This window comes from Nocardia pseudovaccinii (assembly GCF_050942345.1).
Taxonomy (GTDB): Bacteria; Actinomycetota; Actinomycetes; order Mycobacteriales; family Mycobacteriaceae; genus Nocardia; species Nocardia pseudovaccinii.
This window is the reverse complement of the sequence record NZ_CP192074.1, coordinates 200,198-214,414: the sequence shown is the minus strand read 5'-3', so window position 1 is coordinate 214,414 and position 14,217 is coordinate 200,198. Positions and strand designations below refer to the sequence as shown.

13 protein-coding genes are annotated in these 14,217 nt (G+C 62.5%); 9 read left to right on the top strand and 4 right to left on the bottom strand.

Translation table 11 applies throughout. The features are described 5' to 3' along the window. Window positions 1-41: 41 nt before the first annotated feature. The 4 genes from brxC to ACQPZ2_RS01035 all read right to left on the bottom strand — a co-directional run bounded on the left by brxC (window position 42) and on the right by ACQPZ2_RS01035 (window position 5,233). Window positions 42-3,590 carry a BREX system P-loop protein BrxC gene (gene brxC, locus ACQPZ2_RS01050; protein ID WP_433523887.1) on the bottom strand — a complete coding sequence of 1,183 codons (3,549 nt, stop codon included), beginning with the start codon at window positions 3,588-3,590 and terminating at the stop codon, window positions 42-44. Then, on the bottom strand, window positions 3,590-4,213 hold the full coding sequence (locus tag ACQPZ2_RS01045) for a DUF1788 domain-containing protein (RefSeq protein WP_433523886.1): 624 nt from the start codon (window positions 4,211-4,213) through the stop codon (window positions 3,590-3,592). The genes brxC and ACQPZ2_RS01045 overlap by 1 nt, the downstream gene beginning before the upstream one ends. Next, a complete protein-coding gene (locus ACQPZ2_RS01040) occupies window positions 4,210-4,845 on the bottom strand; it encodes a DUF1819 family protein (protein WP_433523885.1) in 636 nt (211 codons plus the stop codon). Before ACQPZ2_RS01040 ends, ACQPZ2_RS01045 begins: the two co-directional genes overlap by 4 nt. 196 nt (window positions 4,846-5,041) lie before the next feature. Further along, window positions 5,042-5,233 (bottom strand): hypothetical protein, encoded by a 192-nt coding sequence (locus ACQPZ2_RS01035; protein ID WP_433523884.1) that lies wholly within the window; start codon window positions 5,231-5,233, stop codon window positions 5,042-5,044. Between the two features lie 973 nt (window positions 5,234-6,206). Here ACQPZ2_RS01035 and ACQPZ2_RS01030 point away from each other — a divergent pair. From ACQPZ2_RS01030 to ACQPZ2_RS00990, 9 genes are all read left to right on the top strand, one after another. After that, window positions 6,207-6,743: a hypothetical protein gene (locus ACQPZ2_RS01030; protein WP_433523883.1), complete on the top strand. Its 537-nt coding sequence runs from the start codon at window positions 6,207-6,209 to the stop codon at window positions 6,741-6,743. Continuing rightward, entirely contained in the window at window positions 6,740-7,324 is a 585-nt protein-coding gene (locus tag ACQPZ2_RS01025) for a 3'-5' exonuclease (RefSeq protein ID WP_433523882.1), read from the top strand. Before ACQPZ2_RS01030 ends, ACQPZ2_RS01025 begins: the two co-directional genes overlap by 4 nt. Further along, window positions 7,321-7,902 (top strand): hypothetical protein, encoded by a 582-nt coding sequence (locus ACQPZ2_RS01020; protein WP_433523881.1) that lies wholly within the window; start codon window positions 7,321-7,323, stop codon window positions 7,900-7,902. Before ACQPZ2_RS01025 ends, ACQPZ2_RS01020 begins: the two co-directional genes overlap by 4 nt. A 31-nt stretch (window positions 7,903-7,933) precedes the next feature. Continuing rightward, a complete protein-coding gene (locus tag ACQPZ2_RS01015) occupies window positions 7,934-8,596 on the top strand; it encodes a hypothetical protein (RefSeq protein ID WP_433523880.1) in 663 nt (220 codons plus the stop codon). A 142-nt stretch (window positions 8,597-8,738) separates the two neighbouring features. Then, entirely contained in the window at window positions 8,739-9,062 is a 324-nt protein-coding gene (locus ACQPZ2_RS01010; RefSeq protein WP_433523879.1) for a hypothetical protein, read from the top strand. Between the two features lie 81 nt (window positions 9,063-9,143). Then, window positions 9,144-9,797 (top strand): DUF4352 domain-containing protein, encoded by a 654-nt coding sequence (locus tag ACQPZ2_RS01005; RefSeq protein WP_433523878.1) that lies wholly within the window; start codon window positions 9,144-9,146, stop codon window positions 9,795-9,797. A gap of 110 nt (window positions 9,798-9,907) precedes the next feature. After that, on the top strand, window positions 9,908-11,134 hold the full coding sequence (locus ACQPZ2_RS01000; RefSeq protein WP_433523877.1) for a DNA sulfur modification protein DndB: 1,227 nt from the start codon (window positions 9,908-9,910) through the stop codon (window positions 11,132-11,134). A gap of 1 nt (window position 11,135) precedes the next feature. Then, window positions 11,136-11,498, top strand: a complete 363-nt coding sequence (locus ACQPZ2_RS00995; RefSeq protein WP_433523876.1) for a hypothetical protein — start codon at window positions 11,136-11,138, stop codon at window positions 11,496-11,498. Window positions 11,499-11,805: 307 nt separating this feature from the next. Continuing rightward, window positions 11,806-14,178 carry a DEAD/DEAH box helicase gene (locus ACQPZ2_RS00990; RefSeq protein ID WP_433523875.1) on the top strand — a complete coding sequence of 791 codons (2,373 nt, stop codon included), beginning with the start codon at window positions 11,806-11,808 and terminating at the stop codon, window positions 14,176-14,178. Window positions 14,179-14,217: the final 39 nt, after the last annotated feature.

The window sequence follows — 14,217 nt, the reverse complement described above, 5'->3', positions numbered from 1 at the left end:
TGTGCCTTCTCGAGCGGTATCAAGTGTCTTCGGTGCGCGGCTCACAGGACGATGGTCTTACCGTCGTCGAGTGCCGCCAGCAACCTGGCACGCAGCCGCTGCACATATAGGTCGACCTGGTCGGGGCTGGTGAGCATCGCCGGAACTCCCTCAACTGCGATCGCAGTCAGCCGCACCGTCGACTTTGCAGCGCTCTTCGACCTGGTCGTCCCACCGCCGCCGTCAGTCGCGGGGACGTTCCCGCCTCCCTCTTCACCGTCGGCTGTAATCCCCAGCTCAGCTGCAGGAGAGTTGATCAGCACCTCGATCGCTGACTGGTAGGCGGTATCGAACGACCTCCGAGCCAGTGCCACCTGCCCTCGGGTCGTGTGCCCCCCAAGGCCGTCCAGAACGGACCGCAGCGCACCTCGGGCCTGTTCCTGCGCCTTGCCTGTGGAGTCGAGGAACGCTTGCTCCCGCAGCAGTGACTCCAGGCGATCCTCGACGAGGCTGCGTAACGCGGCCCGATCGGCGGTGACCGCGGCATCGAGGCGCTCGACCAGACGCAGATGCAGCTGCTTGATCTGTGGGACACCCCGGTAGAACGTCGGACTGTCGAGTGCAGACCGAAGGGCTTCGACATCGCTGCTATCGACGTCATCGATCTCGGCGCTGCGCCGTTCCAGGAATATGCGAGCATCGTCAACGATGCCGCGCTGCTGTCCGCGCAGGAAGCCGCGGATCGGGTCCAGCACATTCTCTTTGAGGTCGAGCAGCGCGCCGGAGTCGGCGAGAAAACCGTCGAGGTACCAGTCCTCGTCGCGACTCACCGCGGACCGGATAGCAGCCGAAGCGTCAGTGACGGCTGCGCCGAACGGATACGCAAGCTTCGCCCAGTCGTCGAGTTCGGCCACATCCTCGCTGAGCGCTGCTCGCACGCGGCTCACCAATTCCTCGGGCGTGGCGGGCCTCTCGGAGGTGTCGCAGTATTCCCCTAGGAATGCCTGGAGTTTGCGCACCTTAGCCGGATCCTGTGCAAGCACTTCCTCCACCGCGATCAGGCGGTGCTTCTTGGTGCTGCGCAGCTCCTCGGCGATCTCGGTGCGCACCAGGAGCCGACTGTCGAGTTTCAATCGGACCAAACCGGTCTTCGACCCGTGCGCAATCGCGGCCAGGACCGTCGTCATAGACCAACCAAACGACGGGCGTGCAAAGTCGTCCACGAGGGAACCGACCGTAGATGCGGTCTGGCGCACCTTCGCGTTGCGAACAGACACCACGATCGCCCCGGCGAGGGTGTCGAGCGTCGAGACGACGTCGAGATCGAGTGTGGCCTCGTCCCGAAGGATTCGGCCGAGATCGGTCTCCTTGAGAGTGGAAATTCCCCGTGCCTCGTTGATCCGCGTGTACCGGGACTCGATGGCCACCTGCAGCGCCGCGTGTACACGGTCCTTGGGGGGCCCGCCGCCGATGTCAAGAACGCTTCCGTTGTGCACCAGATCCGCAACCGCGACGGCTTGCCGGATTTCACCGAGCACCTCCCGCTGGCGTTCCACGTTGGCACGCTCATGGGAGTCCAGGATCCGCCTACGAGACTCTGGCAGCGTCGATTTCGTTTGCAGCCGCACGTAGTCACGGGTCCGCACGTACAGGTCGATGTCATCGCGGGTGCGCTGGCTCAGGTCCAGCACCACGAACACCGCCCCGGCATGGCCGATCGAGTGGTGTTTGACGTCCTCGAGCGGGTGCCCGCTGTATGGAGTGACGAAGCGCACGCTCAGCTCCTCCGAGCGTCCCTGCCGCTCCCCGTCGAGCATCCGTTCCAGGCCCAGATCGACGCCCGTGGCCTCGTACCGTACCTTCGCGCCGACGCCCGAAGCATTCACGATCTCTTCGTTGAGCAGTTTTTTGATCGCAGGGTCGTTGCGCTCGTGGTTCTTGATCGCCTTCTCGACGTCCTGTTCCTCGTTGGTGAGGTAGGCGTAGGTCGAGCCGGTGCGCTGGACATAGGTATTGGACTCGAGCAACCGCAGAGCCCGCTCGATGTCCTCGTGGAGTGCCGCGACATTCGTCTCGATCGCCGGCGTGAGCAGCACCGCCAGGGACTGTGGGGTGCCCTCGAACTGCTCGATGTACTTGGTCATCAGCAGTGCCTTGATTACGCGCAGTGCCAGGTCCCTGTCCGGCCCGTCCAGATTCCGAGCCGCGGTCGCAACGTTCTGTTTGACCGATGCGTTCACCGACTTCTCGATGCCGTCGTAGAACATGTCGAATGTGGCGAGAGCACCGACGTCGGCAGCTTTCATCACGGATCCGATGTCCCTTGTCACGCCGAGCAGCGATCGCTCACCCACCGATGCGTGCCGGCCGGTGAACGCGTTGAAGTCCGATAGTCCCCGCATCGCGTCGTGGAAGAGCTCGAACTGGTAGTCGACGAACGGGTAGATGCCGACGAAGTCCTCGACGGTCGAGTAATTCCTGTAGGTCCGCTGGTCCTGGAAGGCGAACAGCGAACGGAAACGGTCCTCGTTGGCCGTGTAGACCGCACCGAGACGGGTGGCCCCGTCCGGAGTCTTTTCGAGCAGGCGCTTCGAGACCACCTCACGCACGTTCTTCGAATCCAGTTTCAGCTGAATCGCGAAGCGCGCCTGAATCTTCGAAAAGTCCTGCTGCTGCTCCTTGGTACGGTCCCCGATGATCGAATCCATGACCTCCTGCGAGGTCACCATCACCCACGCGCGGCCTCGGCACTTGACGTAGAGAGACTCGGCAATCGTCTGCAAGCTCAGCATCAGCTTCGTGTCCTGGCCGATGAACTGACCGATCTCGTCCACGTAGAAGCCCACCCTGGCCTGCGATTCGGGCTGCTTGTCGAGCCACTCCGCGACCTCTTCCGCGAAGGACTCGATCGACACGCTGTAGTTCTCCCGGTAGGCCGTCAGCGGGCGCTCTAGCAACGCGCCGGTAGCTTCCGCGTACGCCTTCTCCACTGCGGGCTCGACGAGAACCGCGAGCTCGCGGCCCTGCTCCCACGGCTTTCCGTAGGTGCCCGCGAATGCCTCCTTGAACCGATCGAACACACCCAGCCCGGCGAGGTCCCGCTCGAAACGAGCGATGTACGGAGTCTTACCGAAGTAACCAGCAGCCTCGTAGAACACCTGCACGAACACCTTCAGCAGCGCGTCGGGCTGGTTCTTCTCGTTCTTGTCGACCTTCTCATCGATATTGAACAGCAGTGACCGGGCCGGGATCGCTGCGGACCGTTCCAGTGCGCCCCGCAGGATCGCCTCGTACGCGGGCACCTTGTCGAGGAAGGTGTCGACAACCTTCGTCCGGGCGATACCGGCGCCGCCCACATCACCGAGCAGATAAGCCAGCATCTTGAGCAGATGCGACTTACCCGAGCCGAAGAAACCAGCAATCCACACGCCGTTGGACTCCGGTTCGCCCGGGTGCGTGTACGCCTCCAGCAGGTCGGTGAGGTGCTTCGCCACTTCGTCGGTGACAACGTACTCGCGCACTTCGGTCTCGAGCTGAGCGGAACTCGACGCCTTGACGACACCGTCGAGCGGCCGATCGATGTCCTTCGCGAGGATCTGCTCGATGTGCATCAGGAGTGCTCCAATTCCAGTAGATCAAATGCGCGGTAGTAGTCGTCATCGGTGAGCCGATCGAACAGGACCAGCGATGACCCCTGCGTGGGTGACTGGCGGTAGGTTCCCGGGAACATGAGAACCACAGGCAGGTCCGCCAGCAGAGGTTGCAGGGTGTTGAGGACCGTGTGTGCCCGGACCAGGGGATACAGTCGGCCGACGTTCGACAGCATGACGACCTGCGGCCGGGGTCGCTGTTCCTCGACAATCCGGGCAATGCGGGGCGACAGGTGCTCCCGCGGCGAGATCACATTGCCGACAGCTTCGCCGAACATGTCCTTCGGCAGTACGGACTCGTGTTCGAGGATCTGCGCCCATTGACCGGTCTCGGTCCACAGTTCAGTTGTCAAGCGCCACAAGTCGATGTCACAGACCTCGATGCCTTCCTTGCGTAGAAGCTTGACAAGCCGACGGTGTTCGCCAGCAACATTCGGCTCGTCGGACGGCCGATACGCCAGTACAAAGTAGGGAACCTCGCCGATCTGCCCCTTCATCTCCAGGAAGCTCTGCGTCCGCACCACCCGGTGTGCGAGTTCGAATCGCGCCGTGAGCGGCAGTTCATCCGACAGTCGAGTGGTCACCGTGCTCCGTCCCGGCCGGCGAAAGCGGCCACCTGTGCATCGTGGATCGGAAAGCTCAGCAGAAGTTCGTCACCTACAGCTGCGACTACTGCCGACACCCCCGGCGCAGGGCATATCGGAAGGACCCGATTTTCGTTATCGAGCAGTCCAGCCTCACGCAGCATTCGGAATGTATTCTGACGCAACTTGCTTCGCGTTGAGTCGGCCACATCTCGAAGCGCGTCCACCCAGGACGACTGCAGGTTCCAGAAGGTGTCGAAATCGGCAAGGCCAACGATGCCGCGCCCCGACACGAGTCGGTCACGGACTACCTCCCGACCGAAGTCACGCAGAAAGCGGTAACGCAGGCATGCCGCTAGCCACATCAACTGCCGTGAATCGTCGACCGATCCGTGTGCAACCAGTTCCACGCCCGCCGGAGGGAGTTCGCTGAGCCGCTGTACGACTTCACGCGTCACCCGTAGGGTCGATGCGGCGGTGCGTTGTTGAACGAGGTTCCACTCGACCGCCTGAGCGCGCGCAGTCGCCGCATCAGGCGTCGCGACCAGCAGTCCCGCCATCGCAACTGCTTCAGCGCGCAGCAACCCACCCGTCGTGAATGACAAGCGGTAAGCGCCGTTAGTCACGAACACCCTTCCAATCGACTGGTCGCGGCCGCGTCGGGGAGACGCGCCACAGCATGATCGTAGGCAGCACAGGAACCCAGTTCTGCCGAGCCGTACGACACTAGTCGATGGGCCTATCGAGTTCCGATCGAACGTGCCATCGCGGAACAGGTCGAATGTCCAGGGGGACGCCGACTGGGGTTCTCCGAAAAAGTGGACGCGCTCAGCTTGCATTCGGGGCGGCGTTGAGGGATGTCGATGACGATGTTCGTTGCTGAAAACCGTTGTCGGCGAATGCCTTGCGTCGTGATGCTTTGGCATTGCTTGCCGACCAGGCGATCTCGGCAAGCGCCACTGCTTCCGCACGCAGCAGCCCGCCTGTCGTGAACGACAGGCGGTAGGGGCCGTGGGACACGAGAACCGCCGGTCCGCATGTGGGGTGCGCTGCTTCGAAAACCCTATGCCGCGGATCGAAGTGATCGGACCAACAGCGAGCACCTGCCTACGACGAGCTGCACAGGATGCAGCCGTCGATCTGCGCGCATACGCCCACGTCGGCATGGATGACAGGGTCACGGCACAGTGCATGAAAACCTCGGACTGGATCACCGAAAGCATGGCAGCCCGGACCATCCGAGCCAAACAGCATGACACGGGGGCGAAGCGCTGGCAAATCAAGGACATGCGAGCCGGCCCGAGCCCTTGGCAGCCGCCTGCGATGACACGAGAGTCCTTCTCGCAATAAGACATCCGCAATCGCAGCGCAGTTGCAATCACATCCCTGCTGTGGCATTCTGATCTACTCGGATCGTCCGGGTCACCCTTCACGGTGATCGCGATGGGAAATCCAATGCGTCACGGGCACAACAGGACCCATTACACTTCGCAACTACCGGGCGGACGCCTGAGTGCATATCCACTTGACCCGGCATTGAAATTGCCATAAGCACAAGCACCGGCATCGATATGCACTATCTATGCACCGATGCCATTGGCCGCGCTCATTTGACAAAGTAACGAATCGCAGCCGCGACCAGTTATTTTAGCCGCCGTCGCCAATTGCTCCTGTTGTATTGGATGCGCCGTAATTGTCGATGGCTTCATAAACCAGCGCTACGACAGCTCACCTCATTAGCTGTGCGCAACCCCAGCCACCGACATCGAATCTGCCGACACTTGTCACGTGCGGAGAACGGGTAATAGCCAGGAATCGTCCGACGCAAGTAATCATCATCCGCGACAGCGTGTAGCTCCGCTGACGCGCCTTCCAGCCAAAGCTCACCCGCCTCGGCGTGATCTCGCACGCCCATCACACGGCAGCGGATGCCGTGCTGTCTTCCCGAATCAGATCGGAGTACAACGTAATGCTGCCGAAAATTACTGGATCAGTGGATCTTTCATCGCTTCTGGTAATTCTCGATCAAGCGGACGGTCAATTGATCATCTGGCACGTCGAAACCGGACCGAACCGCAGCCTGTCCCGGCTATCCGGCGCCTGGGTTCTCGACAACAGTCGGATCACGGACATTCGGAGTCTGGTGCACGACCGCCCGGCAGTTCAATGTCGCAGCACTATCGTTCTCCCCCAGGGGATTACCAGTTCGGCGCTGGTGGATCTCGACGCCACCGTGCAATCGGTGCGCACCGAGATCGCCACCGCCGACAAGAAGTTCGTCGAATACCAAGCCACGGTGAAGAACTCACTGGTACAGCCGGACTGGCCGACGGCTCATCATCCCGCCTCCACATCGGGCACCGTCGAAGCGACAACCGAACTTGTCACTCCCGCACTGGTTCTCGCCTGCGGTATCGCCGAGCTGTCCGATACCTGGGCAGCCTTCGAGGCGCTGCGACTGTCACGTGCATACCTCATCTCCCTCGGCGGGCATGCGGCGCGCCCACTCCCCCTGAAAGAAGTTCGATGACCAGCAACATGTCGTTCGCAGCATTCGACGTCGAAACCGCCAACCCCAAATACGGCAGCATCTGCTCGATCGGTATCTCGATCGTCCGAAACGGCAAGCGGGGCGCCACCTACTCGTGGCTGTGCCGACCGCCCGCACCAGTCGACACCTTCGCACCCGTCAACGTAAGCATCCACAAGATCACGCCGGCGATGGTGGCCGGTCAGCCCACCTTCGCGCAGCGGTGGCCCGAGGTCCTGGCGACGATCGGTGACCTGCCAGTGGTGGCGCACAATGCGCGCTTCGACATGAACGCGGTCGGCCAGGCGTGCGAGCACAGCCTCCTCCCGCTGCCGACCTGGCAATACGGATGCACTCGAATATGGGCCGAACAGCAACTGCCACTGCCAAAGTACAAGCTCGAGACAGTCGCCGCGGCGCTCGGGGTCGAGCTGAAAAACCACCATGATGCCGGCGCCGACGCAGCGGCGGCCGCCGACATCGCTGTTCGGTTGGCGAAGCTGGCGGGCGCGAACGATCTAGCCGAGCTCGCGCAGGCCACTGGTACACGGCTCACTCGGCTCGGAAAGGCGCAGCGATGAGCCAGCCGGTAGCGCCTTTGCGTGAGGCCACCTTGGCATCCTTGTCCACGATCCGGACCAGGAACCTTCGAGCGCTAACCGACACACTCAACGAGCTCGAACCGGACGACCACGTGGCCGCGACGATCCGGTCTCCCTTTTACGGCCTGTTCATCGTTCGTGGTCGGGTCGTTCGGTCCTGTGCGACCGACCGGCTGCTCGTGGGCGGTCAACACCTCGGCACCACCGGGCGCGCGCGAAAACCCTTGCCGGAGTTGTTAGCGCTTGCGCCAGCCGAGGACGGGCCCAATGACATTGCGGACGAGATGTGTGTCGCCGACATCGCACACGGCGACATCATCGCAGCCAATTTCAACCAACATCCGTACGGGCGCTTCTCCGTAACCGGCTTCACCGTGCACGCCCCGGCCGCCGCAGACGCACTCATCACCGGCGGCTGGTATCTCACCGGTCGCGAGCTCCGCACGGCCGCACCGCGATTGCTCGCGCTGCGACTAATCGCGGATGCGCAGTCGCACGAATTGCCGATACCGGCTCGCATCACACGTTGGCCCGAGCCTGACACCAACTCCCACTGAACCCACGAATCACAATCTGAGGAACAAGACAATGAGAATCAAGAAGTTCGCCGCAACCGCAGCACTGACCATCGCCGCCATCGGGATCAGCTGCGGGACTTCCAATGCCCAGCCCCTCGCCCAGCCGGACGTCTCGGCGGAGGCGCTACCCAGCAATACACAAGGCACCGATCACGGTGTCGCCTACAACATGGACCGTGGGCGTGACGGCAAGACCCTCACCGCTGTACTCACCGGGGGCACCTTCGATATCGCCGAGAACACGATCAACGTGATTGCCGCTGATGGCACCGTTGTGAGCAGCCTCCCGCTGCAGTTGCCATTGGGCGACCACGAGGTCACCCTCACGCCCCAGGTCGATGCCAACGGAACGAAACTCGTAGCCGATGTTGCCGCGAACCCCATCGGCTACTGGCGAAAGACGTCACCGCACCAGCGCAGCATCGAGGCGGGCATGGGTATCGGCGCGGCGATCGGCGGTCTCGGCGGGGCCTTGCTGGGCATCGTGATCGGCATCGCCACCATGGGTCTGCTTATCCCGATCACCTTGCCAGTCGGCCTGCTCGTCGGTGTTCTCGGTGGTATGGCCGTCGGCGGCGCTGCAGGCGCAGCCATTCCGAATTCCGATGTCCCCGACCAGTGGGACTACCAGCAGGAATGTCACGGCACGGGCGCCTACCAATACTGCTGGTAGTGACCGGTAGTGGGCGGTGCGATCGGAGTCGCGCCACCCACACCTGGATGGTCCGCGATGGCATCGCCCCCTGCCCGAAGAGGCATCGCAACAACCGACAGACCTGGACCGTATCGGTCTGGCTCATCTCGAGGACAAGACAATGATTCGCAAATTGATCGCAGTACTGCTCGGCGCCGGACTCGCCGGAATTGTCGCCACCGGAAGCGCGCACGCGGCTCCCCGTAACTCTCTCCACGAAGGGATGCAGGTCGTCGGCGAGGATGTGCAGCCAGGCCTGTACCACACGCAGGGACCAAGGCCTGGCGACTACGGCTTTTGCTTCATCGAATGGTTGCCCTACAAGGGCGCGAAGTCTTCGGAACTGACCGACATCGAGTCCTACGACGGTCCCTCCGATGTGCGGTTGAAGGCCGGCGACATTATCACCGTGGACGGCTGCGCATGGGTTTACGAATCCGCCTGACAGCGAACGGAACTCCGGCACTCGGACCGACCGGTAATCCACTGCATTCATCGCCTGACCGACGGCACGATGAGGAAACGCATGAACTATCAAAACCCGCAGCACTACCCGTACTACCAAGGCATTCCTCCACGCCCGATACCACCGCCGAAAACGAGACTGAGCCCGGACGTGATCCTGCTGCTCATCGTCGGCGGCATCATCCTGCTGTGCGGAGCGGGCGCCCTCACTGGCACCGGCTCCAAGAAGGCACAGCCCACACCGGCAGCGGTCGCACCGACGAACGCCGGCAACACCAGTGAGGCGAAACCCGCTGCGACAACTTCAGTTCCACCGGCACCGGGCCTCAACACCCCGGTGCGGGACGGCAAGTTCGAATTCGTGGTCACCGATGTCCAGTCCGGTATGAAAACGCTCGGCACCAACCCGTACCTGCAGAAGACAGCACAGGGTTCGTACACCATCGTGTCCATCACTGTGCGCAATACCTCGAAGGTCCCGTACGGCTTCTCCCCCAGCGACCAGTACGTATTCGACACCCAGAACCGCAAGTTCGGGAACGACAGCACCGCCGCGATCAACCTGCAGGCCGACACCAGCCTGTACGCGGACATCAACCCCGGCAACAGCATCACCGCCCAGGTCGCTTTCGACCTGCCCGCCGACGCCGAGCCTGACCACATCGTTCTGCACGATTCGATGTTCTCCGGCGGCGTAACGGTTTCGCTGCGATAGCGATCCAACATGGACGTCAACTATTTGTAAATGTCTGCAAGACAAGGAAATTCATCATGACCGATAATCACATGGGACTCATGGAACACGACGGCCTCGATAAGGCCCTCTTGGCCGCCTCGGCCGATGCGGCAGCGGCGGGTGCCCGGGTCTTCCCCTGCACTGTTTTCCGACAGGGGCATCGAACGATGATCTCGACTTCGTTCCCCTACTCTTTCCTCGCCCACCAGGTCGTCTCCGAATCCGTCGACAGGGGAGGCGATCCCGCCAACACGACGAATCGGCCGCTGATGACCGATCACGTGAAGAACATCAACCACTACGTGCGGGAGAACCCTACCGACTACATCCTCCCGCCGGTCACCCTGAACGCACGGCAGCTGCCCGCACTTCATGTCCCCCGCGGCAACTTCAAGAACCGCCTGGGCTTCATGGTTATCGGTGACAATGTCCGCTTCTATGTCACCGACGGCCAGCACCGCATCACCGCAATCAAAGGCCACGGTTCAGGTCGATCGGCGATTCCCGGGCTGGTGGACCTGGGGGCCGGATTCGAGGATGACTGCCTCGCAGTGCTCATCGTCGTCGAAGACGAGCTCAAGCGAATCCATCAGGATTTCGCCGATGCCGCCCAGACCAAGCAAATTCCGGCGAGTCTGCTCGCGGTATACAACACGCGAGAGCCCGTCAACGGTGTTCTTGCCGACCTCGTCGAGGGGACCCGATTGTTCCGCGGTCGGGTCGACGCGACATCGAAGACCCTGCCCAAGGCGTCACAGGCGGTGTTTCTGCTCAACCAGGTTCGACAGTTCGTCAAGGAGTTGCTCCTCTCCGACTACGCCCTCGCGGAGGATTCAGTCGCCAGGCAGAGCGCGCAACTCCTCGGAACCAAGGCCGCCCGCGACGAATTTGTCACGGATGCAATCACTCTCATCGAAACCATGTCCGAGCACATGGATCCGTGGCGTGAGATCTGCGAACTGCCAACCAGCGGCGGACCGGCCAACCAGGTAACGGACTTCCGGCAAAAGTACGTCAACATGACGGCGACGGGGCTCGTCGTCATCGGTCGCGTCGCCTACGAAATCCGCAAGAGCCCCGATCTCGGCTGGCGACTCGAACAGTACAAACGCCTCGCCATCGAGATCGACTGGAGGCGCAGCGCAACGATCTGGCAGAACAACATCATCTCGAAGGACGGCAAGGTATCCACCCAACGCGGCCCGGTCCGCGAAGCGGCAAACAACGTCAAGGCCCAACTCGGCTTGCTTCCCGCCCTCTTCACCAGCAGTGAGGCCGTCCGTCGAGGACCACGGCGCATAGCGGCAACCCCTTGACGTGGATTTGCTGCACGACACGATGGCCGCCCTGCTGAGCACTTCGACGTCGGGCAAATCTATTCTCCTTAGTCGACTTGCGCCGGAGACAGATCAGGCCAGATACGTTCAGGTGCTCACGATGCCTCGGTCCAAAGGCATGGAGTTCTTCCGCGTCATCCTCACCGGGGTCAGCGAACCGAACATGCCCGCAGCAAGGACCCTTCGCGGCATCCTCGAAGAGAAGTTAGCTTTCTGGAGTTCACGTGGCAATATCCCGAACCGCTCGCAAACAGCAAGCGATCCAATCGGTTATCGCGAGTGGCCCTTTGACGACGGATCAATTCCTCGCGGAGCTCGCAAAGCGAGGATTTCATATCGATAGTAGCGAATTATTCCTTTTCTGTAATGAATACAGATTGGCAAACTTCGATTCTTCGACCAAGAAATGGTTAGCTCCCGGGGCAATCGGTGCACCAGAGCCTCCACGACCGGAACGACGCGAGGCACAACGACTGCGGGCAAAGCAACACCGGCCGCTGAGCATCGACAGTTCCCGCGAGCTCGAGGCCCTACGCGACAGTGTGATTCGTCCGTCCGACGAATCCGAGCCCACCCGATACCCCGTCGATCCGCAGTGGCCCACAGTAGCGGCCACGGCGCGGACAGCTCTGCTCCATGAACTCCGCGAGGTGACCAGCCATCGGTCCCAACAGGAAATCCCGCTGGTGGCAGGCGAACTCATCGAGGAAACGCCGACACGGATGATCGTGCGCTACGAGATCCAGAGCGGCGACAATGTCCGCGAAGGACTCATTGCCACCCTCGTCCCGGAAGAGGGGGTGAAACCCCGCACCGAAGCGGTCGAGGCCGAGGTGCTGACCCAATACGGGTCGGAAATCACTCTGAAACTGCCTGCCGACACCATCTTTCGAGAGCGCGCCCGGCTGCGATGCGACCTGTCGTGGCTGGTTTCCCGGCAGGTGGCGGCCCTGAATGAACTGGCGGGCAATGGCGTGCCAGGCTTTCATACCGCTGCCGCACTGAGCGCAGTCGGGCCTGGCGGCTTGCTCGAAACGGTGGCGCCGATCGCACCACATCCCGTCGCGGGGCTGAACGAACGTCAGCAACGTGCGGTGGCGCACGGGCTGCAACCACGAGTCACCTGGCTGTGGGGGCCGCCCGGCACAGGCAAGACGACGACACTGGCAGCCTTGCTCGGTGAACTGCTCGACGCGGGAAAGTCGGTGCTGTTGACCGCACCCACCAATGCCGCCGTAGACGTCGCGTTGAAGGCACTGCTGTCACGACGTCCCGGATTTGCCGTCGGCGAGTTGGCGCGGATCGGCGTCACCGACGAGCCGGCACTGCTCGGTCTGCGCACACCCGTCGTGCTCGACGAGATTTCCGCAGCTGCCGGAGCGGAACCCGCGCGTCGCTTGGTCGAGGTGCGTACATCGCTGTCGGAGTTGCGCGAGCGTGCCCACGCCTTGGACGGGAAATCCGTTGAGATGCAGGCCTTGGCACGCAAAATCGCCGATCTGACAGAGTTCCGACGCGGACTGGAGAATCTGGTTCAAGATTTGCGAGACCAGGTGATCCGCGACGCCAGACTGATCGCTTGCACCACGCATCAGGCACTGCTGCGTGACCTGCACCGCAAACACTTCGACACCGTCGTGATCGACGAAGCCAGCATGGTGACCGCGGCGATGGCCATGCTCGTCTCCGGAGCCGGCAACGGACACACGGTGATCGCCGGCGACTTCCGCCAGCTCCCACCGATCGTGCAGGCCACGACGCCCGAGGCTCGGGAATGGCTCGGCCTCAGCGTATTCGAGAAATCAGGCATCGCCGAGGCCGTACAGGCCGGACGACCGCCCGCGAATCTCGTGGCGCTCAATCAACAGCATCGGATGCGGCGCCAGATCGGCAACGCGATCGGTGAGGCGTTCTATCCGGAAGCGCGGCTTCGCACCGCCCCCAGCGTGCACCGCCGAACCGCACGCACGATACCCGCCGACCAATCGCAGCTCGTTGTCGTCGACACCACCGGGCTCGTCGCTCCGGTTGCTCGCCGAGGCGGCAGCTCGTCCCGCTACAACCTAATGCACGCACAACTCGCGGCGAACGCGATCACCCAAGCCGGCAGTGGCGCCACCGAACCGGCAAGCCTTGGTCTTATCAGCCCCTTCGCGTCCCAGGCCAGTTTGTTGCAGGCTCTGGCCCCTGCCGACGATCCTCGCCTTCTCGCCTCGACGGTGCACCGATTCCAGGGCGGGGAAACCGATGTGGTGGTCTACGACGCAGTCGACAGCACAGGCAGCTCACTCACACCGCACCGCTGGTTCACCGAAACGCATGTGGGCAGCGAGGGCGCGCGCCTGCTCAATGTGGCGATGAGTCGTGCCCGCGAACAAGCGATCCTGCTGGCAGATATGAGCTTCCTGCGTCAGAACTGTCCGCCACGCACTCCCGTGCGCGAGTTCCTCACGCATATGGATGATTATGCTGAGGCGCGAAGCTGGCGACAGGTCGCTTCTGGCTCGGGGGCAACCGAACCGGAATCCGATTTGGCCCGGCTACTCGACGACCTTTCTCGAGCAACCAGCAGCATCGACATCTTCACCGCCACCACCGACGGACCGTTCACCCATCGCATCGTCGAAACGCTTCTTGCCACAGCGGAAGACGTGAAAATAGCGGTCTGGTACAGGCCCGACGATCCGAGCAGCACAGCCCGGGTCGAAACGCCACTGCGCCACCACCACACCATGCTGCATCCCCTCCGTCCGTTGCGAGAATCGTGTGTGGTGGTCGACTCGGTAGTGTGGTCGGCGGCCGGGCCGATCCTCGGTCGGTCCACCAGCGCGATTCTGCGAACCGACCATCCCGCCCTGGCCGACAGCGTCCGCCGTCAACTACTCCGGCGTACGATCGCAGGCGTGCCGGGCACGGGGGAACACGCGGAACGCTGCAAGTGTGGGCGTCTGCGAGCACGGGAAGAGATCACCGGCGGTCCGCGCGCCGGTGTGCACAGCGTGTGCTCGTCGTGCAGGGATTGATCGGTGCCCGTTCCCCGATTCCGAAACCGCCTGCCGTGC